The sequence below is a fragment of the Streptomyces sp. NPDC026394 genome, assembly GCF_055567735.1.
The window spans coordinates 289,518-311,720 of the sequence record NZ_JBVHPX010000007.1; the positions used below are offsets into that span (position 1 = coordinate 289,518).

At 72.5% G+C, this 22,203-nt stretch carries 17 protein-coding genes and 2 pseudogenes; 4 read left to right on the forward strand and 15 right to left on the reverse strand.

Features of this window, described 5'->3' with window-relative positions; genetic code table 11:
- Positions 1-15: 15 nt before the first annotated feature.
- Positions 16-807, forward strand: coding sequence for an ABC transporter permease (locus tag ACZ4QV_RS19410; RefSeq protein WP_361152927.1), 792 nt, complete (start codon positions 16-18; stop codon positions 805-807).
- Positions 808-1,068: 261 nt separating this feature from the next.
- On the opposite strand, the gene ACZ4QV_RS19415 is transcribed toward ACZ4QV_RS19410, so the two are convergent.
- The 4 genes from ACZ4QV_RS19415 to ACZ4QV_RS19430 all read right to left on the reverse strand — a co-directional run bounded on the left by ACZ4QV_RS19415 (position 1,069) and on the right by ACZ4QV_RS19430 (position 5,231).
- Positions 1,069-2,349 carry a CynX/NimT family MFS transporter gene (locus tag ACZ4QV_RS19415; RefSeq protein WP_361152924.1) on the reverse strand — a complete coding sequence of 427 codons (1,281 nt, stop codon included), beginning with the start codon at positions 2,347-2,349 and terminating at the stop codon, positions 1,069-1,071.
- Positions 2,350-2,518: 169 nt separating this feature from the next.
- The gene (locus tag ACZ4QV_RS19420) at positions 2,519-3,229 is read right to left on the reverse strand and encodes a FadR/GntR family transcriptional regulator (protein ID WP_361152922.1); all 711 of its coding nucleotides are present in this window, start codon (positions 3,227-3,229) and stop codon (positions 2,519-2,521) included.
- 201 nt (positions 3,230-3,430) lie between these two features.
- Positions 3,431-4,894, reverse strand: a complete 1,464-nt coding sequence (gene lysA, locus ACZ4QV_RS19425; RefSeq protein WP_467763153.1) for a diaminopimelate decarboxylase — start codon at positions 4,892-4,894, stop codon at positions 3,431-3,433.
- 19 nt (positions 4,895-4,913) lie between these two features.
- Positions 4,914-5,231, reverse strand: a complete 318-nt coding sequence (locus tag ACZ4QV_RS19430) for an SAV_915 family protein (RefSeq protein ID WP_361152917.1) — start codon at positions 5,229-5,231, stop codon at positions 4,914-4,916.
- A gap of 339 nt (positions 5,232-5,570) precedes the next feature.
- Here ACZ4QV_RS19430 and ACZ4QV_RS19435 point away from each other — a divergent pair, with 339 nt between their 5' ends.
- Complete coding sequence (locus ACZ4QV_RS19435; RefSeq protein WP_361633744.1) at positions 5,571-6,398, forward strand: MerR family transcriptional regulator; 828 nt, start codon at positions 5,571-5,573, stop codon at positions 6,396-6,398.
- A 363-nt stretch (positions 6,399-6,761) separates the two neighbouring features.
- Here ACZ4QV_RS19435 and ACZ4QV_RS19440 read toward each other — a convergent pair.
- Positions 6,762-7,688 (reverse strand): annotated as a pseudogene (locus tag ACZ4QV_RS19440) (LysR family transcriptional regulator); the annotation flags it as partial.
- A gap of 280 nt (positions 7,689-7,968) precedes the next feature.
- Positions 7,969-9,501, reverse strand: coding sequence for an MFS transporter (locus tag ACZ4QV_RS19445; RefSeq protein WP_361152913.1), 1,533 nt, complete (start codon positions 9,499-9,501; stop codon positions 7,969-7,971).
- A 124-nt stretch (positions 9,502-9,625) separates the two neighbouring features.
- Between ACZ4QV_RS19445 and ACZ4QV_RS19450 the strand changes: the two genes are divergently transcribed.
- Together ACZ4QV_RS19450 and ACZ4QV_RS19455 are read left to right on the forward strand one after the other, a co-directional pair.
- Positions 9,626-10,681: an Lrp/AsnC family transcriptional regulator gene (locus ACZ4QV_RS19450; RefSeq protein ID WP_361152910.1), complete on the forward strand. Its 1,056-nt coding sequence runs from the start codon at positions 9,626-9,628 to the stop codon at positions 10,679-10,681.
- Positions 10,682-10,717: 36 nt separating this feature from the next.
- Positions 10,718-11,401, forward strand: coding sequence for a rhomboid-like protein (locus ACZ4QV_RS19455; RefSeq protein ID WP_467763154.1), 684 nt, complete (start codon positions 10,718-10,720; stop codon positions 11,399-11,401).
- Here ACZ4QV_RS19455 and ACZ4QV_RS19460 read toward each other — a convergent pair.
- The 9 genes and pseudogenes from ACZ4QV_RS19460 to ACZ4QV_RS19500 all read right to left on the reverse strand — a co-directional run bounded on the left by ACZ4QV_RS19460 (position 11,295) and on the right by ACZ4QV_RS19500 (position 22,078).
- Positions 11,295-12,023, reverse strand: coding sequence for a hypothetical protein (locus tag ACZ4QV_RS19460; RefSeq protein WP_361580707.1), 729 nt, complete (start codon positions 12,021-12,023; stop codon positions 11,295-11,297). The genes ACZ4QV_RS19455 and ACZ4QV_RS19460 overlap by 107 nt on opposite strands.
- A gap of 349 nt (positions 12,024-12,372) precedes the next feature.
- Positions 12,373-13,218: an HAD family hydrolase gene (locus ACZ4QV_RS19465; RefSeq protein WP_467763155.1), complete on the reverse strand. Its 846-nt coding sequence runs from the start codon at positions 13,216-13,218 to the stop codon at positions 12,373-12,375.
- Positions 13,215-14,504, reverse strand: a complete 1,290-nt coding sequence (serS, locus tag ACZ4QV_RS19470; protein WP_361152902.1) for a serine--tRNA ligase — start codon at positions 14,502-14,504, stop codon at positions 13,215-13,217. The genes ACZ4QV_RS19465 and serS overlap by 4 nt, the downstream gene beginning before the upstream one ends.
- Before the next feature lie 770 nt (positions 14,505-15,274).
- On the reverse strand, positions 15,275-16,201 hold the full coding sequence (gene pheA, locus ACZ4QV_RS19475; protein WP_361152899.1) for a prephenate dehydratase: 927 nt from the start codon (positions 16,199-16,201) through the stop codon (positions 15,275-15,277).
- Positions 16,202-16,365: 164 nt separating this feature from the next.
- Positions 16,366-17,721, reverse strand: a complete 1,356-nt coding sequence (gene efeB / locus ACZ4QV_RS19480; protein ID WP_361614211.1) for an iron uptake transporter deferrochelatase/peroxidase subunit — start codon at positions 17,719-17,721, stop codon at positions 16,366-16,368.
- Positions 17,721-19,895, reverse strand: coding sequence for a copper resistance CopC/CopD family protein (locus tag ACZ4QV_RS19485; protein ID WP_361614213.1), 2,175 nt, complete (start codon positions 19,893-19,895; stop codon positions 17,721-17,723). Before ACZ4QV_RS19485 ends, efeB begins: the two co-directional genes overlap by 1 nt.
- 199 nt (positions 19,896-20,094) lie before the next feature.
- Positions 20,095-20,535: pseudogene (locus tag ACZ4QV_RS19490) on the reverse strand (copper chaperone PCu(A)C); the annotation flags it as partial.
- Positions 20,532-21,182: an SCO family protein gene (locus ACZ4QV_RS19495; protein WP_361152892.1), complete on the reverse strand. Its 651-nt coding sequence runs from the start codon at positions 21,180-21,182 to the stop codon at positions 20,532-20,534. The gene ACZ4QV_RS19495 and the pseudogene ACZ4QV_RS19490, both read right to left, overlap by 4 nt.
- Before the next feature lie 80 nt (positions 21,183-21,262).
- Complete coding sequence (locus ACZ4QV_RS19500) at positions 21,263-22,078, reverse strand: YcnI family copper-binding membrane protein (RefSeq protein ID WP_361614216.1); 816 nt, start codon at positions 22,076-22,078, stop codon at positions 21,263-21,265.
- Positions 22,079-22,203: the final 125 nt, after the last annotated feature.

The following is a 22,203-nucleotide window of genomic DNA, read 5'->3' on the forward strand; positions in this document are numbered from 1 at the left end:
AGGAGCCTGAAAGCGATGTCAGCGACCTCATCGGTCCGGCCGGACCCGTCCCCGGCACCCGCCGCGGGCCCCTCGGCGGCCCCGGCGCTCTTCAACCCCACCGTCGCCCGGCTCACCTACCGGGCCCTCCTCGGGCGGCGCCGCGCGCTGATTCTCTTCGCGCTGCCCGCCCTCCTGATCGTCATCTCCGTCGCCGTACGGGCGCTGGCCGGTGCCGACGACTCCACCGCCAACGGTGTCCTGGGCACCTTCGCGCTCGCCACGATGGTGCCGCTGATCGGCGTCATCGCCGGTACGGGCGCGATCGGCCCGGAAATAGACGACGGCTCCGTCGTCTACCTGCTGGCCAAGCCGCTGCGCCGGTCCTCGATCATCTTCACCAAGCTGCTCGTGGCGATCGGGGTGACGGCCGCCTTCTCCGCGATCCCGGTGCTGATCGCCGGCTTCGTCCTCAACGGCAACAGCCAGCAGATCGCCGTCGCGTACGCCGTCGCCGCGGCCGTGGCCTCCGTCGCGTACAGCGCCCTGTTCCTGTTCTTCGGCACGATCAGCCGGCACGCGGTCGTCTTCGGCCTGGTCTACGCCCTGGTGTGGGAGACCCTGTTCGGCAACCTGGTCCCGGGCGCGCGGACGCTGAGCGTCCAGCAGTGGGCCCTCGCGGTGGGCCAGAAGATCGGCGCGGAAGGCGCGATCACGTCCGAGGTCGGCCTGCCGCTGGCACTCGTCCTCCTGGTGGCCGTCACGGGCCTGGCGACCTGGTACGCGTCGCGCAAGCTGCGGTCGCTGACGCTGGCGGGGGAGGAGTAGGCGGGGGCTGCGAGCGGTTCGTGCGTGCGCCCGGCTGGGGGTTCCCGGCCGGGCGCTTTGCGTGGGCCCCGGGTCTGTCGCCTCAGCCCGGGGTGACGCCTTCTGCCTGGTGATGCAGAGGCACTGCTGCCCGGCGGGCACCGGGCACCTGGACTGGCTGCGCCGTAAGGCGTCTGCGGAGCCGGAACACGGCAGAACGCGGCGCGCGCTGCCCGAGACCGCAGATCTCCGGCAGCGCGCGGGGGAGAGGGACGAGGCCCGTTACGTCCCTGCCCCGATCCGTCGGTCCCGTCCCGCGCCCAGGCCCAGCAGGACCAGGCCCGCGCAGACGGCCAGCAGCAGCACGATCGGGACCGTCCAGCCGTGGGTGGCCTGGTGTACCGCGCCGAGTACGAGCGGGCCGGCGGCGGCGAGGAGGTAGCCCCAGGTCTGGGCCATGCCCGAGAGGCGGGCGGCGGTGTGGGCGTCTCCGGAGCGCAGCACCATCATCGTCAGGGCCAGGCCGAGCGCGCCGCCCTGCCCGATGCCCAGGAGTACGGCCCAGATCCAGGCGCCCGCCACCGGGGCCACCAGGAGGCCCACGATGCCGCAGGCCATCAGGGCGGTGACGGCGACGGCCAGCAGCCGCTGCCGCCGCATCCGCCCGGCGAGCATCGGCACCACGAAGGAACCGGCCATCTGCACCAGGGTGCTGAAGGCGAAGACCAGTCCGGCCGTGGCCTTGCTCATGCCGTGGTCGGTGAAGATCGTCGGCATCCAGGCGATCATCACGTACGCGATCAGCGACTGCGACCCCATGAAGAGCGTGACCTGCCAGGCCAGCGGCGTACGGCTCAGGTTGGGCCCGTCCTCGGCGGCGTGCGTCGGCGTCGCGGCGGCCTGGCCGTGCCGCGTACCGCGCCGGGCGAGCACCGCCTGCGGGATCCAGACGAGGGCGGCGACCGCGGCCAGCAGCGCCCACGAGGCCAGCGATCCCTGCCAGCCGCCCAGGGCGTTCTCCAGCGGCACGGCGGAGGCGGCCGAGACGGTGGCGCCCAGGATCATCGCCGTGGAGTACAGGGCGGTCATGCCCGCGGCCTGCTCCGGGAAGTCCCGCTTGATCAGGCCGGGCATCAGGACGTTCAGCAGCGCGATGGACGTACCGACCACCGCGCAGCCCACGAACAGCGCGACGACCGGCGGGGCGATGCGCAGCAGGATGCCGCCGCACAGCAGCACCAGCGCGCCGCAGAGCACCGTCTCGGTGCCCCAGCGGCGGGCCAGCCGCGGCGCGGCGATCGAGCCGAGGCCCATGAAGACCAGCGGAATGGTCGTCACCAGGCTGCTCGCGGTCGCGGCGAGGTGGAAGTGGTCGCCGATCTCGCTCACCAGGGGCGAGACGCCGGCCAGTGCGGCGCGCATGTTCAGTGAGGCGAGCACGATGCCGAGCAGGACCAGGACCGGGTGCGCGCGCAGCCGGCGGCGGGCCGCGGCTACCGGCGGTGCCGGGGCGAGGTCCTCCTCGGCGTCGATCAGTGGTGCTTCGGGCCGGGTCCCTGACATGGGTGGGTGACGCTCCTTGTGTGAGGGGGTGGGGGAGAGAGGGGGTGGAGGCGCGGGGGGAGGGGGAAAACGTTTCTGCGGTGGCCGTACGTGCAGAGGTGGCACTCCGTACGGCGGGGCGGCGGTGTGAGGCTGCGGGCCCGCCGTGATCACGGGTGACCGGCTCCGCTCACCGCTCCGCGAGCAGTTTCTCCACCGCCCGTTTCGGGGGCTCCAGCAGTGCGCGGGCCGCCTTCTCGGCGGCCTCCGGGTCGCCGGAGGCGATCGCGTCCAGGACGGCGCGGTGGTCGCCGTGCACGATCCGCGGCATCAGTTCGTCGCCGAGCGAGGAGACCAGTGCCTCGCGTACGGAGCTGCTGAACCAGGCGTACGTGGCGGTGAGCGCGGTGTTGTGCGCGGCCTCCACGACGGCCCGGTGGAAGGCGACGTCGTGATCGGCGTACAGCTCCAGGTCGCCGCCGAACGGCTGTCCGCCCTCGGCCTCCAGCGCGGCCTGGGCGTCCAGCGCGGCGCGCATCCGGTCCAGGTCGTCCGGCCGGTGCCGCTGCGCCGCCAGCCGGGCGGCCTCCGCCTCCAGGGCGATACGCAGCTCCAGCACGTCCCGGACCCCGGCCCGCTGGACGCCGCGCATGATGTCGCCGGGATCGGTGCAGGAGAGCACGAAGGTGCCCTCGCCCTGCCGCGAGCGCAGCATGCCGGCGTGCACGAGGACCCGTACGGCCTCACGGACGGTGTTGCGGCCGACCTGGAGCTGCTCGGCCAAGGCGTGCTCGGTGGGGATGCGCTCGCCGACCGGCCAGGTGCCGGCGGTCAGCTGCGTGCGCAGGGCGTCGACGACGGTGTCCACGAGGGACTGTCGTCCCGCTGCCTGCAACGCCATGCGCATCTCCTTGGTTCGGTCCCGGCCTGCTTCGGCCTGCCCCGGCCTGCTCCGGCCGGCCCCGCCTGCTCCGGGTGCCGGTCGGGTGCGGGCGCAAGCGACCGCCCGGTTGCCCGGTCATCCTACAACTGATGGGTGCAGTATGCACGGAGTTCCCGCTCCGTGCACACTGCGCCTGCCTACCTGCCTACCTGCCTGCCGTCACAGACCGATGTCGCGCCCCTGGATGTCCGCCAAGGACTCGCGCCGTACGAGGACACGCGCGTGCCCGTCCGCGACGGCGACCACCGGCGGGCGGCCGACGAGGTTGTACCCCGAGGCCATGGAGAGGTGGTACGCGCCCGCCACCGGCACGGCGATCAGGTCCCCCGGCCGCACGTCCCCGGGCAGCGGTACACCGGCGGCGAGTACGTCGCCCGCCTCGCAGTGCCGTCCCACCACGCTCACCGGCACCGGCGCGGCGGAGGACCGCCGACCGACCAGCCGGGGCGCGTACCGCACCCCGTACAGCGCGGGCCGCGGGTTGTCGCTCATCCCGCCGTCGACGGCGACGAAGGTGTGCTCACCGGTCCGCTTGACGGACAGCACCCGGTAGAGGGCGACGCCCGACGGACCCGCGATGGCGCGGCCCGGCTCGACGGTCAGCCGGGGCACCGGCAGCCCGGCCGCCGCGCAGCCGCCGGCCAGCTCCGCCCGAACCTTGGCGCCGAGCGCCGCGATGTCCATGCTGTCCTCGCCGGGCCGGTAGGCGACGCCGTGGCCGCCCCCTATGTCCAGTTGCGGCAGCGTGACGCCGTGCTGCTCGTGGATACGCGCCAGCAGCCCGACCAGCCGCCGTACGGCCGACAGGTACGGCTTCACGGTGGTGATCTGCGAACCCAGGTGGCAGTGCAGGCCGACGAGCTGGAGCCGCGGCTGGCCCAGGATGCGGGTGATGGCGTGCTGCGCCGAACCGTCGGCCAGGGAGAGACCGAACTTCTGGTCGTCGGTACCCGTACGGATCTTGGCGTGGCCGCCGGCGGCGATGCCCGGAACCACCCGTACGAGGACCTGCTGCCGGGTGCCGGCGGGCACCGCGGCGGCGAGCCGGGCGATCTCGGAGGTGCTGTCGATGACGATCCGGCCGACCCCGAGGCGCAGCGCGGTGCGCAGATCCTCGGGGCTCTTGGCGTTGCCGTGCAGCACGATCCGGCCGGGCGGGAAGCCGGTGGTGACGGCGAGTTCCAGTTCGCCCGCGGAGCAGACGTCCAGGCCCAGGCCCTCCTCCCGTACCCAGTGGGCCATGGCGCGGCACAGGAATGCCTTGGCCGCGTACAGGACGTCGGCGTCGGGGAAGGCGCGCAGGTAGGCGCGGCAGCGGGCGCGTACCTCGGCCTCGTCCAGGACGTACGTGGGGGTGCCGAAGCGCGCGGCGAGTTCGGTGAGGGGGACGCCGCCGACGGTGAGGTCGGCGTCGGGGAGTTCGGCCGTGGAGGCGGGCCATACGCCGAGGTCGGTGGGGTCGGTGGGGTCGGTGGGGTCGGTGGGGTCGGTGGGGGTGGTGTGGGTGGTGGAGTCTGTGGGGCGGACGCGAGCCGCGGGATCAGTGGGATCGGCGGGGTGGGGGCGAGGCGGGTCGGTCCGCTCTCCCGCGGGGGGCTGCGGTGTCGTGGTCGTCACGGTCATGGTGGTCGTACGCCCCTTCTCAGACGGCCCGCAGCAGCGGTGTACGGGGAGTACCGGGGGCGAGGCGGGGGTCCACGGTCAGGACGGCCGCGCCGAGCGGTTCGGCGAGGGCGCGCAGCGCGGGCTCGGCGAGCCGGATCCACGGCTGGTCGCTGCCGAGCGCGGCGGCGAGCCGCTGCGCGGAGGTGAAACCGACGGCGGTACGGCCGCCGAGCGGAGTGCGGAACAGGCGGGCCGTACAGCCCGCGGGGCCCGGCCGGACGGGGACGAACAGCAGTCCGGCCGGGATGGGTTCGGCGGGTTCGGGATCTTCCGCGTACAGGTGTTGCTGGGGCACGGCGTCGCTCCTCGTGCGGCAATGGCCCCGGACCGGTGGGAAGAGAAGTGCCGGGGCTCCTCCTCGACGCTATGCCCGTACCGGCCTGCGCACGGCGGCGTACTGACGCATCATTGACGGCCCGTGGACGCCCCTTGACGGAATGCTGGTGCCCCGGCGCATGCCCCGGTGCACGGAAACAACGTGCGCCCCGGCGCGGGCCCGTGCATACGCCTCGGCATATGCCGAAACACGGCATGTCGCCGTCCCCGTCCACGAGGATCGCCTCGTCCGCCGTCCGCCGATCCTCGGCCCGCCCCTTGACCTTCACACCGTGGCAAGCCCTGCACTGGGAGTCTCATGTTCACCATCGGAGAGTTCGCGGGCCACGGCCGTGTGTCGGCCCGGATGCTGCGCCACTACGACGCCATCGGGCTGCTGCGTCCGGCCCGTACGGACCCGGTCACCGGCTACCGCTACTACGAGGCCGGGCAGCTCGCCCGCCTCAACCGCATCATCGCCCTCAAGGACCTCGGCTTCAGCCTCCAGCAGGTGACGGCCATCCTGGACGAACAGGTCAGCGCGGCGGAACTGCGCGGCATGCTGCGGCTGCGCCGGGCCGAGCTGACGGCGGCGGTCACGGTGACCGGCGCCCGGCTGGCCCGGGTCGAGGCACGGCTGCGGACGATCGAGAGCGAAGGGCGAATGGCCGCCGACGAGGTGGTGGTCAAGCGGGTCGAAGCGGTACGGGTCGCCCAACTGACGGGTATCGCGGCGAGCTTCGGGCCCGAGGACATCGGTCCGGTCGTCGGGCCGCTGTACGACGAGCTGTTCCGGCGGCTGGCCACCGCGGGCGTCGAGCCGGCGGGCCCGGGCATCGCGCACTACGCGGACGCGCCCGGCGGCGGGGACCGCATCACGGTGCATGCGGCGGTCGTGGTCGCGGCCGCTCCGCAGCCCTCCCACGACTTCGCGATCGTGGACCTGCCGCCGCTCGCGCAGGCCGCCACGGTGGTGCACCGCGGGCCCATGGAGCGGGTGCTGCCCACGGCCCAGGTGCTGGCCCGCTGGCTCGACGACAGCCCCTACCGGTCCGCCGGGTATCCGCGGGAACTGACGCTGGAGTGTCCGGAGAACCGGGAGGACTGGGTGACCGAGTTGCAGGAGCCGATCACCGTGGAGCAGTGAGCCGAGGGCGGTCGGAAGGGCGGACGGCACGTTGCCGGGGCGGCCGGGGCCGTTGGGCCCGCCGGGGGGCCGCTGAGGCTACCGGAGTCGTTGGGGTCGTTGGGGTCCTCAGGCCGGTGCCCGGGCCGGTCCCACATCGTGTCCCTCGGGTGCGCCGGCGCACGTAGGGGCGCACGTCGGCACATCTGCTTCGACGTCCGAGAGCCGTCGTGCGCGGGGCCTTGCGCCCGGACCGGCAGCCGTGCCCGCCACCGCGCCCGGACCTGCCGCCGCAACGGGACGTGCCGCTGTGCCTGCCGCCGCACCAGGGACTGCACCAGGGACTGCACCTGTGCCCGCCACCGCATCCGAACCCGCTGCCCTGCCCGCCGCACCCTTCCCGAGCGACTTGTTCACCGTCTCGGCGAACTCCACCGCCACCGGGCTCAGCGCCGCCCACTGCCGTACCGCCCAGCCGGCCGCCAACGGGGGCAGCCCCGGGATCGGGATCAGCCGCAGCGACGGGTGCCCGGCGCCCCGCCAGCCCGGCAGGTCCGGTACCACCGCGTGCCCGACGCCCAGCTCCGCCAGCAGGATCGCGGTGTCCCAGTCGGCCACACTGGTGGAACTGGCGGGCGCGGCGGCGGGCCCAGGACCGGAATCCGGCTGTCGCAGGTGGCCGTCGAGCCGCATCCGCGAGACGGAGTTCTCCGGCAGCCGGATGTGCCGGATGCCGGACAGGCCGCCGGCCAGCTCGGCCGGCTCGATGTGGTCGCGCCCGGCGAGCGGGTCGTCGGACCGTACGGCGAGGACCCACGGCAGCTCCAGCACCGGGTGCTGCTCGATACCGCGTACCGGCGGGCCGATGGTGATCCAGGCCAGTTCGGCGGTGCCGTCGGCCACCGCCTCGAAGCAGCGGCGGCCGGAGTTCTCGGTCTGGAACTCCAGGTCGACGTGCGGGTGGCGGGCCCGGAAGGTGACCACCGCCGCCGACATGAAGTGCCGTACGGTCGTGGCTCCCGTGGTGATCCTCAGGGTGCCGCCGTCGCCTAGGCGCAGGTCGGCCAGGCGGCGCAGGGACAGGTCCAGTTCCGCGAGCGAGCCGGTCGCGGCGCGGCACAGGATGCGGCCCGCCTGGGTGGGGGCCACGCCGCGCGGCCGCCGCTCCAACAGGGCGATGCCCGCCTCGCGTTCGAGCCGTTTGACGCGCTGGCTGACCGCCGACTGCGTACAGCCCAGGTCACGGGCGACGGCGCTGAGGCTGCGCGCCTCGCAGACGGCGACGAAGGCGCGGAGGTCGTCGAGAGTCACCAACCCAAGGTATCGCTGGGGCAATTGAAAGGAAACCCGAGGATTGACTTGGGTGTGCGGGCGGGACGAGGATCGGAGCAGGGCCCAGGGCGGCCACCCGGAACCGGCTACGGCGCCGTACGGTTCCGGGGGCCGACCCGCCATGGGCCGGCCCCCGGGGGGAAGGGCGCCGGCGTACGTTCACGCCGTACGCCTACGGTCACGCCGTACATCTGAGGACTTGCCCTTACGCGTGCGGCCTCACCAGTACGTCCTCGGCCTCATCCGTACGCCTACGGCCTCACCCTCGGTCGGCGCCGACGGGCACGTCACCGGCCCGGCCCGCCGTACCCGGCACCACCGCGTCCGGCGTCGCCGTACCCGGCACCGCGTCCGGCTTCGCCGTACCCCGCCCCGCCGTGCCCGCGGCAGCCGGAGCCTTCTGCTCCGCCTCCGGGCGGCGTACGACGGCCAGGACCAGCAGGCCCGCCGCCACCGCCACCACGCCCGCGACCAGGGACACCCGGCTCAGGCCGTGCACGTACGCGGTACCGGGGGCGGCGTGCGCGCCCGCGGACCGCAGGCCCTGCGTGAAGACCGTGCCGAGGATCGCGATGCCGAGCGCGTAGCCGAGCTGGCGGAAGGTGTTCACCGCGCCGCTGGCCATGCCGGCCCGCTGGGGCGGAGCCGCGCCGAGTGCCGCCGAGACCAGCACCGGCATCGACATGCCGATGCCGAGGCCGCTGACGAGCAGGCCCGGGACGAGGACCGCCCAGCCGGAGGCGTCGGTCAGCAGCAGGACGTGCAGCAGCGGGCCGGCGCCGATCAGCAGGAGACCGATGCCGATCGGCAGCCGCGGCGCCAGCCGGTGCAGGAACCGGCCGCCGAACATGCCCACGGCCATCGACGCCACCGCCATCGGCAGTACCGCGACACCGCCCATCACCGGGCTCAGGCCCAGGATGTTCTGCACCCACAGACCCACGTACGTCAGGTACGGGAACGCCGCGGCCTGGAGGAGCAGCGCGGCCGCCATCAGTACGGCGAAGGCCGGACGGCGCATCAGCTTCAGGTCCAGCAGCGGCTGCCGCGCGCGCCGCTCCACGGCGACGAAGGCGACCAGCGACAGCAGGGCCACCGCAAGGGCCAGCAGGGTGCCGGACTCCGTCCAGCCCTCCTCGCCGCCGCGCATCAGCCCGTACGTCAGTGCGCCCGCGCACAGCGTGAACGCGCCGGCGCCCGGCCAGTCGATGCGCGCCGTACGGTCGCCGTGCGACTCCTGGACCGACCGCAGGGTGATCCAGACCGCCACCGCCGTCAGCGGCAGGTTGACCAGGAAGATCGCCCGCCAGTCGATGTACTGGGTCAGCACCCCGCCCAGCACCGGACCGACCGCCGCCGCGGCGCCGCTCGTACCGCCCCAGATGCCGAAGGCCACCCCGCGGTCACGGCCCTGGTACGCGGCCATCAGCAGCGGTGTGTTGGTGGCGAACATGGCCGCCGCGCCCACGCCCTGCACCGCGCGCGCGGCGATCAGCACGCCTTCGTCGGGCGCCAGCCCGCAGGCGAGCGACGCCAGCGCGAAGAGTCCGAGGCCCGCCAGGTACAGCTTGCGGCGCCCGAGCAGGTCGGCCGCCGAACCGGCCACCATCAGCAGCGCGGCCAGCGCCAGCGCGTAGATGTCCATCACCCACTGCAGCGAGGTGAAGGAGGCGTCCAGACCGTCGGCGATCCGCGGCAGCGCGGTGTTCACGATCGTGACGTCGACGAGCAACATGAAGTTGCCCAGGGTGATGGCGACCAGGGGCCACCATTTGCTCCGCCCGTTGTGCATCAAGAACCTCTGAGATGGATCGGTGTTCCGTGTCGTGTGTTCCGTCCAGAGTCCGGTCCGGCCCCCGCACCTCCCAACCACGCGGTCCCGTGCGGCGCGATCCGACACGAGTTAGCCTTTCCTGGTGAAAACCGACGGCTTCGACAGACTGGACCGGAGTCTGGTCCACGCCCTCCAGCTCGACGGCCGGGCCCCCTTCAGCCGCATCGCCGAGGTGCTCGGCGTCTCCGACCAGACCGTCGCTCGCCGCTACAGCCGGCTGCGCGGCGCGGGCATGATCAAGGTCATGGGGCTCACCGACCCGGCCGCCCTGGGCGAGATCGAGTGGATCGTACGGGTCCAGTGCACGCCCGACGCGGCCGTCGCCGTCGCCGAGGCGCTCGCCCGGCGGCCCGACACGTCCTGGGTGAGTCTGATGTCCGGCGGCACCGAGATCAGCGTCACCTGCCGCTCCGCGAGCAGCCGGGACAGCGACGCGCTCCTCCTGCAGAAGCTGCCGCGGACACCGAGCGTGGTCGGTGTCACCGCGCACTGCATGGTGCACGAGTTCTTCGGCGGTCCGCTCGGGCTGGTCAACAAGTCCGGCGCGCTGACCGAGGAGCAGGCCGCACAGCTACGTCACCCGGCGTCCGCGGCGGCCGACGCGCGGGCCGCCGACCCGCCCGGGCAGGCGGCACCCGTCACACTCACCGACGCCGACCGGCGCCTCCTGGCCGCCCTCGCCGAGGACGGGCGGGCCGCCCTTGGCGAGTTGGCCGCGGCCACTGGCTGGTCCCAGACCACCGTCCGCCGCCGCCTGTCCGAACTGCGCGCCGACGGCATCCTCTACTACGACGTGGACTACGACGCCCGGCACTTCGGGCTCGGCGTCATGGTCTCCCTCTGGCTCTCCGTCGCCCCCAGCGAACTCGCCGCCACCGGCACGGCGCTGGCCCAGCACCCCGAGGTGGCCTTCGCCTGCGCCACCACCGGGCCGCACAACCTGTTCGCGACGGTTCTGTGCCCGGACGTGCGCGCCCTCTACACGTACCTGACCACCCGGATCGCGACGCTGCCCGCCGTACGGAACATGGAGACGGCCCCACTGATCCGCCGCCTCAAGGGCCCCGGACCGCACGGGTACGGGCGGGTCCGCTCCGGCCCGGTCACCTCCTCGCTGTCACCGGCCCGGGCGCGGTGAGGCCGGTGCCCGCATGATGAGGTCGGTGCATGCGCGATGAGGCCGGTGTTCCCGCCCTCGCCCGTCGACCGGGTGGCCGCCTGGGTACGGTCCGCACCCGGCACCCACATCTGGCTTCTGATCATCGGTGTGACGAGCCTCGTGATCGCTGGTGCCAGCGAGGGCCTGGAGCACTTCCTCCTCCACCGCACCAGCAGCAACATCCACGAACTGAACGGGCATCCCCTTTCCTCCCTCCTCATCAGCGGCTTCTGGATCGAGAACCCGTCCTCCTTCGTCCTCTACGCGGTCCTCTTCGAGCTGGTGCATGCCAACGTCGAACGCTGGCTGGGCACCTGGCGCTGGCTGCTGACCGTCGGCGCCGCCCACGTCACCGCCACCCTCGCCAGTCAGGAACTGGTCCTGCTCGCCATCGAAGGCCACCGGCTGCCCCGCTCCATGTCGCATGTCGTCGACATCGGTGTGTCCTACGGCCTGGCAGCGGCAGTCGGCCTGCTCACCTACCGGCTGCCGCCGCCCTGGCGCTACCTCTACCTGGCGGCCGTCGTCGGCTTCTTCGGCATCCCGCTCCTGTCAGGCGCCACGTTCACCGACATCGGACACGCCATCGCGCTCATCCTTGGTCTCGCCGCTTGGGCCTTGACCCCGGATGCCGGTGCGGGCGGGGCAGCGGACGGGGGCCGTAACGCAACTCCCGTACGTCCTCCGCCAGATCGCTGAGCCGCTCACTCATCGCGCACACCACATGGTTGGTGGCGTCCAGCCGCCGGTCCAGCCGGTCCAGCCGCCCGGAGATCCGGCCGATCACCGGACCCAGGTCCCGTAGGGCCGGGCCGATGTCGGCGAGCGACGACTCGACGTTCGTGAGCCGGTGGTCGAGCGACTCGACCGTCGGCGCGGGCCGGGCCTGCCGGGGCCTTTCGATCTGTTCCCGCGCGTCCTCCTCGACGTCGAGGAGGTACGTACGGACCGCCCGCGCGACCTCGCTGTCGCGGAGGAGCATGGCGATGTTGAGGATGGTCCGGCGGGTGTAGAGGGTGAGGTGGGCGCGGCCCTGTGGATAACCTCCGCTTGAAAGGGACAAGTTGTCCCTTTCAAAGAGCTGCAGGTCAGAGCCTCGCAGCACCTGCAACCCGTTGCAGGTGAGTTCCGTACGGTGTCGTTGGGTGAGCTTCTTGACGACCTCCCTGTGTACAACGAAGTAGGCCGCGACCCCCTCTGTCGTCGCGTGCACCCCGTCCGGCAGCAAGGCGAGTGCCTTGACCTTGTCGAGGACTTCGGTGCGGTCCATCACACTGGCGCGCATGGCCCGCGACTCCAGCAGTACAGCTTCAGATGGCATGGACATGCCCTCCACTCAAACCGGAAGCGGTTTGAAAGAGACAAGCTGACTCTTTCAACTGAACGCCCGTATCCAGGGCCAGGAGCGGAGGCTGCTCACGGATGCCACTACCTCTATGTCCGGTTCCCCGTCGTACGGCTGCACCGCTTCACGACCGTCACCGGCAAACCCCAGCACTTCACGAACCCTCGACGCCTCGAACTCCAGTTGCCTCCACGCACAGGGGACAACGAGTCGATAAACGTACAGTTACCCCGTCCCGGGCATGACTTCGTGCGTACGTTCCGAAAAGCAGACCGACCCGGCCGCCGGGGCCGGGTCGGAGGACGCCTCAGGATCAGGCTCAGGCTCAGGCGCCGTACAGCTGCTCCAGAACGACCGCGATCCCGTCCTCCTCGTTGGACGCCGTCATCTCGTCCGCGACGGCCTTGAGCTCGTCGTGGGCGTTGGCCATGGCGACGCCGTGCCGGGCCCAGCCGAACATCGGGATGTCGTTGGGCATGTCGCCGAAGGCGATGGTGTCCGCGGCCTTCACGCCCAGGCGGCGGGCGGCCAGGGAGAGGCCGGTGGCCTTGGAGAGGCCGAGGGGGAGGAGTTCGACGACGCCCTCGCCGGCCATCATCACGCCGACCAGGTCGCCGGCGACCTCGCGCGCCGCGCGGGCCAGTTCGTCGTCGCCGAGGGTCGGGTGCTGAATGTAGATCTTGTTGATGGGTGCTGCCCACAGGTCGCCGGGATCGTGGACCAGCAGGTTCGGCAGCGGGCCTTCCTGGATGCGGTAGCCGGGGGTGACCAGCACCTCGCCCTCCAGGCCGTCCCGGCTCGCGGCCAGGAACAGCGGGCCGACCTCCGCCTCGATCTTGGACACGGCCAGCCCGGCGAGCTGCCGGTCCAGGGTGACGGAGGTCAGCAGCCGGTGTTCGCCGGCGTGGTAGACCTGCGCGCCCTGCCCGCACACCGCTATGCCGTCGTAGTCCAGCGCATCGAGGATGTGCCGGGTCCACGGCACCGCGCGGCCCGTGACGACGATGTGCGCGGCCCCCGCCGCCGTGGCCGTGGCCAGGGCGGCGCGGGTGCGCTCGGAGATCGTGTCGTCGTGCCGCAGCAGCGTCCCGTCGAGGTCGGTCGCGACGAGCTTGTACGGCAGCGGGCGGGCCTGGTCGGCCCGGCGCGCGGGCTCGGGGGCGGTGGTCACCGGTCGACGGGCTCCAGGATCTCCCGGCCGCCCAGGTAGGGGCGCAGCATCTCGGGTACGCGCACGGAGCCGTCCGCCTGCTGGTGGTTCTCGAAGATCGCCACGATGGTGCGGGGCACCGCGCAGAGCGTGCCGTTGAGCGTGGCGAGCGGCTTGACCTGCTGCTTGCCGTCCTTGTTCGTACGCATCCGGACCGACAGGCGGCGGGCCTGGAACTCGTCGCAGTTCGAGGCGCTGGTCAGCTCGCGGTACTTGCCCTGGGTGGGGATCCACGCCTCGCAGTCGTACTTGCGCGAGGCCGAGGCGCCCAGGTCACCGGTGGCCACGTCGATCACCTGGAACGGCAGCTCCAGGCCGGTCAGCCACTGCTTCTCCCAGTCCAGCAGGCGCTGGTGCTCGGCCTGCGCGTCCTCCGGGTCGACGTACGAGAACATCTCGACCTTGTCGAACTGGTGGACGCGGAAGATGCCGCGGGTGTCCTTGCCGTACGTACCGGCCTCGCGGCGGAAGCACGGCGAGAAGCCCGCGTAGCGCACCGGCAGCTTGTCCGCGTCGAGGATCTCGTCCATGTGGTACGCGGCGAGCGGGACCTCGGAGGTGCCGACGAGGTAGAAGTCGTCCTTCTCCAGGTGGTACACGTTCTCCGCGGCCTGGCCGAGGAATCCGGTGCCCTCCATGGCGTGCGGGCGCACCAGGGCCGGGGTGAGCATCGGCGTGAAGCCGGCCTCGGTGGCCTGCGCGATGGCGGCGTTGACCAGCGCCAGCTCCAGGAGCGCGCCGATGCCGGTCAGGTAGTAGAAGCGCGAGCCGGAGACCTTGGCGCCGCGCTCGACGTCGATCGCGGCCAGCGCCTGGCCGATCTCCAGGTGGTCCTTGGGCTCGAAGCCCTCGGCGGCGAAGTCGCGGATCGTGCCGTGCGTCTCCAGGACCGTGAAGTCCTCCTCGCCGCCGACGGGCACGTCGGGGTGGACGATGTTGCCCAGCTTCAGCAGGAGGGACTGGGTCTCCTCCTTGGCCTGGTCCTGCTCGGCGTCGGCGGCCTTGACGGCGGCGGACAGCTCCCCGGCCTTCTTCAGCAGCGCGGCCTTCTCGTCGCCGGCGGCCTTGGGGATGAGCTTGCCGAGCGACTTCTGTTCGGCGCGCAGCTCGTCGAAGCGGACGCTGGAGGTCCTGCGCCGTTCGTCGGCGGAGAGCAGTGCGTCGACGAGTGCGACGTCCTCTCCACGGGCGCGCTGGGACGCGCGCACACGGTCGGGGTCCTCACGGAGCAGGCGAAGGTCAATCACCCCACCAGGCTACCGGGGCACGGGGCGGACCTTCGACGCCATATTCCCCGCGTGGCGCTTTGTCCGGTTTGTTGATGTTTAGTGTGTTTGGCTATTCCGGGCGGTACGGCCCGGTAAGGCGGTCTGGTGGGGGTGCATAAGGGGCGCATAAGGGGCGCGCGGGAAGTGGGCCCGGTGCGGGCGGATGTGCGGGAAGTGCGGACGGGGGGCGTGCGGGCGTGCGGAAAGTGGCGGGAAATAGCGGTGGAAGAATCTTGCGCCGGCGTCGGTGCGGGGGTAGTCGCTCCGTGCGCGCCGACCGGCTTCCCTTGCGTGCGGGAGGAGTTGGCGGGCGGGTCGGAACGGCGGGCGACGAGGGTTGTACCCAGGGTTGTCCACAGGGGCGAGAGGGTGCGGAATCTTATCCACAGGCTGTGTGTGGAATCTGTGGAAGTCGGAAGAGCGTGTTCCGTTTCAAGAATGCGTTGCCATGGATTCATCGAAGAAACCCCCAGTGGACGCTCTTTCGTGTGGGATTTCCTCGCCCTAAAGGATTGTTCGCGTAATTTGTGCTGACGCGGGCCGGGGTGCGGCGCTGTGGAAGGTCCTGGGGGTCGGTAGAGCAACATGTCGACTCGGACCGTGTCGCAGGGTCCACCGTGTCGACTTATCCCCAGGTCGAGAACGGGCCCTGTGGATAACTTTGTGGACAACCCCAAGACCCCAGACCAGGCCCCCGGCGGGCCCCTCCGGAACGCCGTCCGGCCGCTTTGCCGCCCGCCGCGGACGTCTCAGGCGCGTCCGTCGAGGCAACGCGTCAGCCAGTCCGCCGCGTCCGTGAACGCCGCGTCGACCGTGTCCGGCCGTACGTTCGGCCGCACCTGGTCGGCGCGCGGGTACGACCCGAGGAAGCGCACCTCACGGCAGACCCGCTTGAGCGCCATCAGCACCTCGCCGACCCGGCGGTCCGTGAGGTGCCCCTCGCAGTCGACGGAGAAGCAGTACTGGCCGATGCCCTCGCCGGTCGGCCGCGACTCGATGCGCATCATGCTGACGCCGCGGGCCGCGTACTCCTGGAGCAGTTCCAGCAGGGCGCCGGGGTGGTTCTCGCGCAGCCACAGCACGACCGAGGTCTTGTCGGCGCCGGTGCGCGCCGCCGGCCGGGCCGGGCGGCCGACCAGCACGAAGCGGGTGGCGGCGTTCTGCGCGTCGTGGATCTCGGTGACCAGCGGTTCGAGGCCGTACGTCGCCGCCGCGAACTCGCCCGCGAACGCGCCGTCGTACCGGCCCTCCTGGACCAGCCGCGCACCGTCCGCGTTGGAGGCCGCCGACTCCCACACCGCCTCCGGCAGGTGCTCCGCGAGCCACTTGCGCACCTGCGGCTGGGCCACCGGGTGCCCGGTGACCGTCTTGACGTCCGCGAGGGCGGTGCCGGGCCGGACGAGCAGGGCGAACGCGATCGGCAGCAGCACCTCGCGGTAGATCATCAGCGGTTCGCCTGCGGCCAGTTCGTCCAGGGTGGTGGTCACTCCGCCCTCGACCGAGTTCTCGATCGGCACCAGCGCGGCCGCGGCCTCGCCGGCCCGTACCGCGTCCAGCGCGGCCGGTACGGACACCATCGGGACCAGCTCGCGGGTGGCGGCCTCCGGCAGCGTCCGCAGGGCCGCCTCCGTGAACGTTCCCTCGGGCCCCAGGTACGTATAGCGGCTGACCGACATGTCCCTCTGACTCCCTCACGCTCCGGTGGGGACCGACTCGCCGATCACCCGCTCGCCACGTTACCCGCCCGGCCGCCCGCCCCGGCCGGGAAGCCCGAATCGGCTCACGGCCCCCGGAGCCGGCCCACAGCCTCACCGGGCCCGTGAGACACACGTTCCGACCATCACCCTTCCAGCAACGGCTGCCCCACGTACCCGCCTGCCACCGCGGCCGGCGGTACGGCGAACAGCCCGCTCGCCTCGTGCCGCAGGAACGGCGACAGCGCGTCCCCCCGGTCCAGCTTGCGCTGGATCGGGATGAAGGAGCGCAGCGGGTCGGCCTGCCAGCAGATGAACAGCAGACCGGCGTCCGGGGCGCCGTCGTCCCGGAACCCGTCGTGGAACGAGAAGGGCCGCCGCAGCATGGCCGCGCCCTGGTTGGACTCCGGCGCCGCGATGCGCGCGTGCGCGTCGGCCGGGACGACCGGCAGCCCGTCGGGGCCGTTCTTGTCCAGGTCCATCTTGGTGTGCTCGTCACCGCCGGTCAGCGGCGCGCCGTCGGCCTTGCGGCGGCCTATCACCTTCTCCTGCTTGGTCAGCGGCTGCTTCTCCCAGTCGTCCAGCAGCATCCGGATCCGGCGGACCACCGCGTACGAGCCGCCGCGCATCCAGGCGTACGGACCGCTGCCGGCGTCCCGGCCGACGAAGATCCGCTCCTCGAAGTCCGGCTCGGCGGGCTCGGGGTTGTTGGTGCCGTCGACCTGGCCCATCAGGTTGCGGGCGGTCATCGGGGCGGCGGTGGCCCCGGGCGTGCGGTTGAAGCCGTTCATCTGCCAGCGCAGCCGCGCGGTGCCCCCGGCCTCCTTCTGGAGGGCGCGCAGCGCGTGGAAGGCGACCAGCGCGTCGTCGGAGCCGATCTGGATCCAGAGGTCGCCGTTGCTGCGCCCGGCGTCCAGCACGTCCGAGGAGAAGTCCGGCAGCGGTTCGAGCTGGACGGGGCGGTGCGCGGTCAGCCCCGTACGGTCGAAGAAGGTGCGGCCGAAACCGAAGGTGACGGTGAGCGAGGAGGGGCCCGCGTCCAGCGCGACGCCGGTGTCCGCGGCCGGTGCGCGGCCGGCCATCAGCTCCTCGGCCGTACGCGACCAGCGGCGCAGCAGCGCGGCCGCCTCCTTGCGTCCGGCACCCGGGGCGAGGTCGAAGGCGACGAGGTGGCCGCGCGCCTGGAGGGGCGTGGTGATGCCCGCCTGGTGCTTGGCGCGCTCGTCGCGGAAGGCCACCGAGGCCGAGCCGACGCTGCTCAGGGCGGTGGGCGGGTCGTCCTGGGCGGCGGCGACGCCGATCGCGCCGCCCGCCGCACCGGCGACGAGGCCCGCCGCGCCCGCGGCGCCGACGGTGCCGAGCAGGCGACGGCGGGACAGTTCGAGGGTGTCGGTGGGCTCGGGCCCGGTAGCGGAGCCGGAACCGGAATGGGGGCCGGTGCCGGAGCCGGTGCGGCCGTCGTGCCCGGAGGCGCCGCCGGAGGAAGAAGCGGTGGTCGTCATCAGTTGATCTTCACGTTCCTGGTCTCGGTCACCTGGTCGATGTCGGAGGTCCGTACGACCAGGGAGAGCTGCCACTGTCCGGGCACCGGCAACTGGACGTCACGCGCGCTCCAGTGTCCCTCGCTGACATGGTCGAGGGTGACCGGCAGCGGCCCGAGGTCCTTGTCCGGGAGGGTGAAGGAGACCTTCACCTCGGGGACGTCGACCGTCCGGCCGTCCGGGTCGGCGAGCCGCAGATGCAGGGCGTTGCCGCTGCCGCTGCGGCCGGGGTCCAGGTCGACGCGCGCGGTGCCCTTGCCGCGCGGGCCGCCGGTGTCGAAGGGGATGTTCAGCACCTTCGGCTGGTTGGCGTCGGCCGACTGCCCGGCCCCGCCGGCCGCCTTCACCGCCGCCTCCGTACGTGCCGGTTCGGTGGAGGTGAGCACGGTCGTGACGGCCAGCACCACCACGGCGACCGTCGCCTCGGCCAGGACCGAGCGGCGCAGCCCGGAACGCTCGGGGTCGGCGTCACGGATGCGCTTCGTCCGCGCGGTGGCCAGCGCGGCGCGCTGGCGGGCGAGTTGGGCGGCGCGTTCCGGGTCGGCCTCGGCTTCGGCCGTGGGGCCGTCGGTGCCGGCCGGAGCGGTGGCCCCGTCGGGCGGACCGGTGGCCCCGCCGGGCGGTGCGGTCGCTCCTTCAGGTGCGGTCGCTCCTTCCGGCGCCGCCTCGTACCGCGCCGTTGTCGTCTCCGTACGTGCCGCCACGCTCTCCAGTACGGCGGCGGCCTCCGCCTCCGGCGCCGGGCCCTCGCCCAGCCGGGCCGTCCAGCGCCGCGAGAACCAGGCGAAGCCGACGAGAACGACGACCAGCGCCGCCTTGGCCAGCAGCAGCTTCCCGTACGAGGTGTCGGTCAGCGCCTGCCACGTGCCGACCTGCCGCCACGACTGGTACACGCCGGTGGCGACCACCACCAGGACGGAACCGAACGCGAGCCGCGAGAAGCGGCGCACGGCGGAACGGGCCACGGACGGGCCACGGTAGAGGGAGACGAGCAGCGCCGTCAGGCCGCCGAGCCAGGTGGCGACGGCCAGCAGGTGCAGGACGTCGACGGGCATGGCGACGGCGGTCTGCAGGCCGGTCGAGGCGTGCTCGGCCATGGCCCAGGTCGCGGCCAGCCCTACGGCGACGATCGCGCCGCCGACCGAGAGCCCGAAGGTGAGGTCCTTGCGGCGCTTGGCGTCGCCGGCCAGGGCGTCCGGGGCGCCCGAGGCCGCTTCGTCCGCTCCCTCCGCGTCCGTACGCCCCTCGTCCTGCCCCGCACGCCCTTCGTCCTGCTGCGCGCGGGCGTACGCGCCGAAGAGGACGGCCACGAACAGGGCCGCGGCGGCGAGCAGCAGCAGCCGCGAGACCAGCGCGGCTCCCGGCTTGGTCTCCAGGACCTGGCGGAGGCCGCCGAGGTCGAAGACGTCGGCCAGGTCACCGGAGGTCGTGTACGGGGCGCGCAGCAGCAGCATCGCGATCGTCGCGGCGGTCAGCGCCGCCCAGCCGCGGGCGACCAGACGCTGCACGGACCGTACGCGCGCGGCGGCCGGGCGGCAGATCAGGACGAACGCCGCCCCGCCCACCAGGACGACGAAGCCCGCGTACGCGAGATAGCGGGCGATGCCGTACAGCGCGCCGACCACACCGCCGCCGGCCTCCTGCTGCGGCAGCGGTGCGCTCGTCTCGGAGGGCGCGCCCACCGAGAAGGTGAAGGCGCCGGAGACCGGGTGGCTGTCGGCGGAGACCGCCTGCCAGGCGACGGTGTACGTGCCGTCCGGGAGTCCCGGCGGCAGTCCGGCGCCGTACTTGACCGTCTCGCCGCTGCACAGGTCGCGCAGCTTGCCGCGGTCCACCCGCTTGCCCTGCGGGTCGAGGACCCGGACCGAGTCGTCGCTCATCGCGACTCCCTCGGAGAAGGTGAGGGTGACCTGTTCCGGTGCGCTCTGCACCACCGACCCCTGCGCGGGGGTGCTGCCGGTCAGCGCGGCGTGGGCGGAGGCCGGGGCGGCGCCCCCGAAGAGCGCGCCGAGCAGGGCCGCCGCGAGCACCAGGAGACGCAGCGCGGACGACCGGCGGGCGCGCGACGTGCCGGCCCGGCGTGCGCTCGGAGCGCGGGCGCCGGAGCCCGGTGCGCAGAGGACGGTGGTGGTCATGGCGAGGCGCCCCCTACTTCTCGGCGTGGTGCTGCGCGTGGTCGTCCGTCGATCCCCCGTGCTGCGAGCCGTCGTGCGCTGAGCCGCTGTCCTGCGCGCCGCCGTGTCCCGATCCGCCGTGCTGCGTCGGTGCGCCGTGCTGCGTCGACCCGTGGTCGGCGGCCCCCGCGTGGCCGGAGCCGCCCCCGGCCCCGCCGTTCTCCGGGACGTAGGTGGCGGACCGGACCGGCACCTCGACCTTGATCGCCTTGGCCGTGGCGAAGTGCAGCTCCACGTTGACCTTCTGGCCCTCGGCCGGCTTCTTCTTCAGCCCCATGAACATCAGGTGGTTGCCGCCGCGGGCGAGTTCGAGCTTGCCGTTCGCGGGGATGTCCAGGGACTTGACCTGTTCCATCTTGTTGTTCTTCGTGGTGTGGATGGTGACGTCGTCGCTCAGGTCGCTGGTGACGGAGGTGAGCTTGTCGGCCGTACCGCCGGAGTTCTCGATGACCATGAACGCGCCGGCCATGCTCTGGTCGACCGGCTGCGGCAGGTACGCCCCGGAGACCTTCAGCTCGGGGGCGCTGTCCCCGCCGCAGCCCGCGAGGGCGAATCCGGCGGTGAGGGCGAGTACGGCGGTGAGGGTGGTGCGGCGGTTCACGGGTTCTGTCCCTTGGTGATCTTCGGAAGTGCCTTGGAGTAGTGGTCGACGCCGGCGTCCTGCATCCCCATCCAGTGGATCTTGTCGTCCTTGGGGGAGCTGAGCAGGACCTGCGCTCCGTGGGTGGAGACCACGTCGCCGTTCTTCTTCTTGACGGGCTTCTCGATGCCGATGTTCACGCTGCGCGCGCCGGCCTGGATGGTGTCGAAGGAGCCGGTCAGGCCGATGAACTTCTTGTTGATGCCGCCGAGCCACTTCTTGAGCGCGGCGGGGGTGTCCCGTTCGGGATCCGAGGTGACGAAGACGACGCGCAGGTCGTCCTGTTCGGCCTGGGGCAGCTGCCGCATCGCGACGTCGATGTTGTTCATCGTCAGCGGGCAGACGTCCGGGCAGTGGGTGTAGCCGAAGTAGACCAGGGTCGGGTGGCCCTTGGTCTGCTCGATCAGGTCGTACTTCTTGCCCTCGGTGTCGGTCAGGACCAGGTCCGGCTTCTCCATGGGCCGGTCGAGTGTGACGATCGGCTCGGAGCGGGTGCCGCCGGAGACGCTGGCGGCGGGCTGGTCGCTGTCGCCGCCGCTGTCGCAGGCGGCCAGGGTCAGAGCCGAGATCAGCGCGATGCCGGCGGCGGTGAGGTTCCTCTTGCGCATGTACGTGTGTCCCGTTTTCAGGAAGAGTGTGCCGGCCCGGCGCCCGGGAGGACGGGCACCGGGGAAGGCACGGGGTCGGGTCAGGCGCCGCGGCGCCGGCCGGCGAGCACGCCGAACGCGACACCGATGATGCCGACGACGATGCCGGCGCCGCCCAGGACGCGCGCCGTGGTGTCGCTGCCGTCCGCGGCGGCCTGCTGAGCATCGCCCGCGTCGCCGCCGGTGTTCTTCGCGTCGGCCGTGCCGGAGCCGTGGCCGTCGCCGGACGCGGGGGTCAGTTCGAGCACCGGCGCCGGGTTCTCCGGCTCGGGGCCGCCCTCCTTGGTCGGCTCGATCCACCGTACGACCTCGTCGTTGTCGTACGTCTGGAGGGCCTTGAAGACCATCTTGTCGGCCTTGGGCAGCTGCCCGACGGAGACCGGGAACTGCTGGAACTGGCCGGGCTCGATCTTGCTGCCGTCCGAGGTCCAGGTGATCTTCGATACGGCCTCGGTGAGCTTCTTGCCGTGCGTTTCGAGGGGCTTGTCGAGCTTGGACTTGGTGACGTCCACCTTCCAGCCCGGCACCGGCTGCGGCATGGCGGACGACAGCGGGTGGTCGGTCGGCAGGGTCACTTCGAGCTTCACGGTCGAGGCGTTGTCGCGCTCGTTGGGGACCTTGAAGTTGATCGTCGCGTAGCCGCCCTGCTCGGCCTGGCCGGGCTGCACGCTGACGTGTGCGAAGGCCGGGCCGGCGAGCAGCAGTACGCCGCCCGCGGCGAGGCCGCCCACGACGGGCAGCCGGCGGGCGAGCCGGCCGCGGCGGCCGGTGCCCGGCGCCGGTGCGGCGTCCTGTGACGGTGCGACGGGGGACGGTGCGACCGGGAACGGTGACGGTACGGCGGTGGTCTCAGACATGGTGGGAATGCACTCCACAGGCAGGAGGGACGGGGAAGGAACGGCTGGCGCGCGTGCGGCGAACGACGGCGCACGCCGCCTCCTCCCGTGCGCCGGAGCGCGCCCGGTGCTACCGGAGCGTGCCC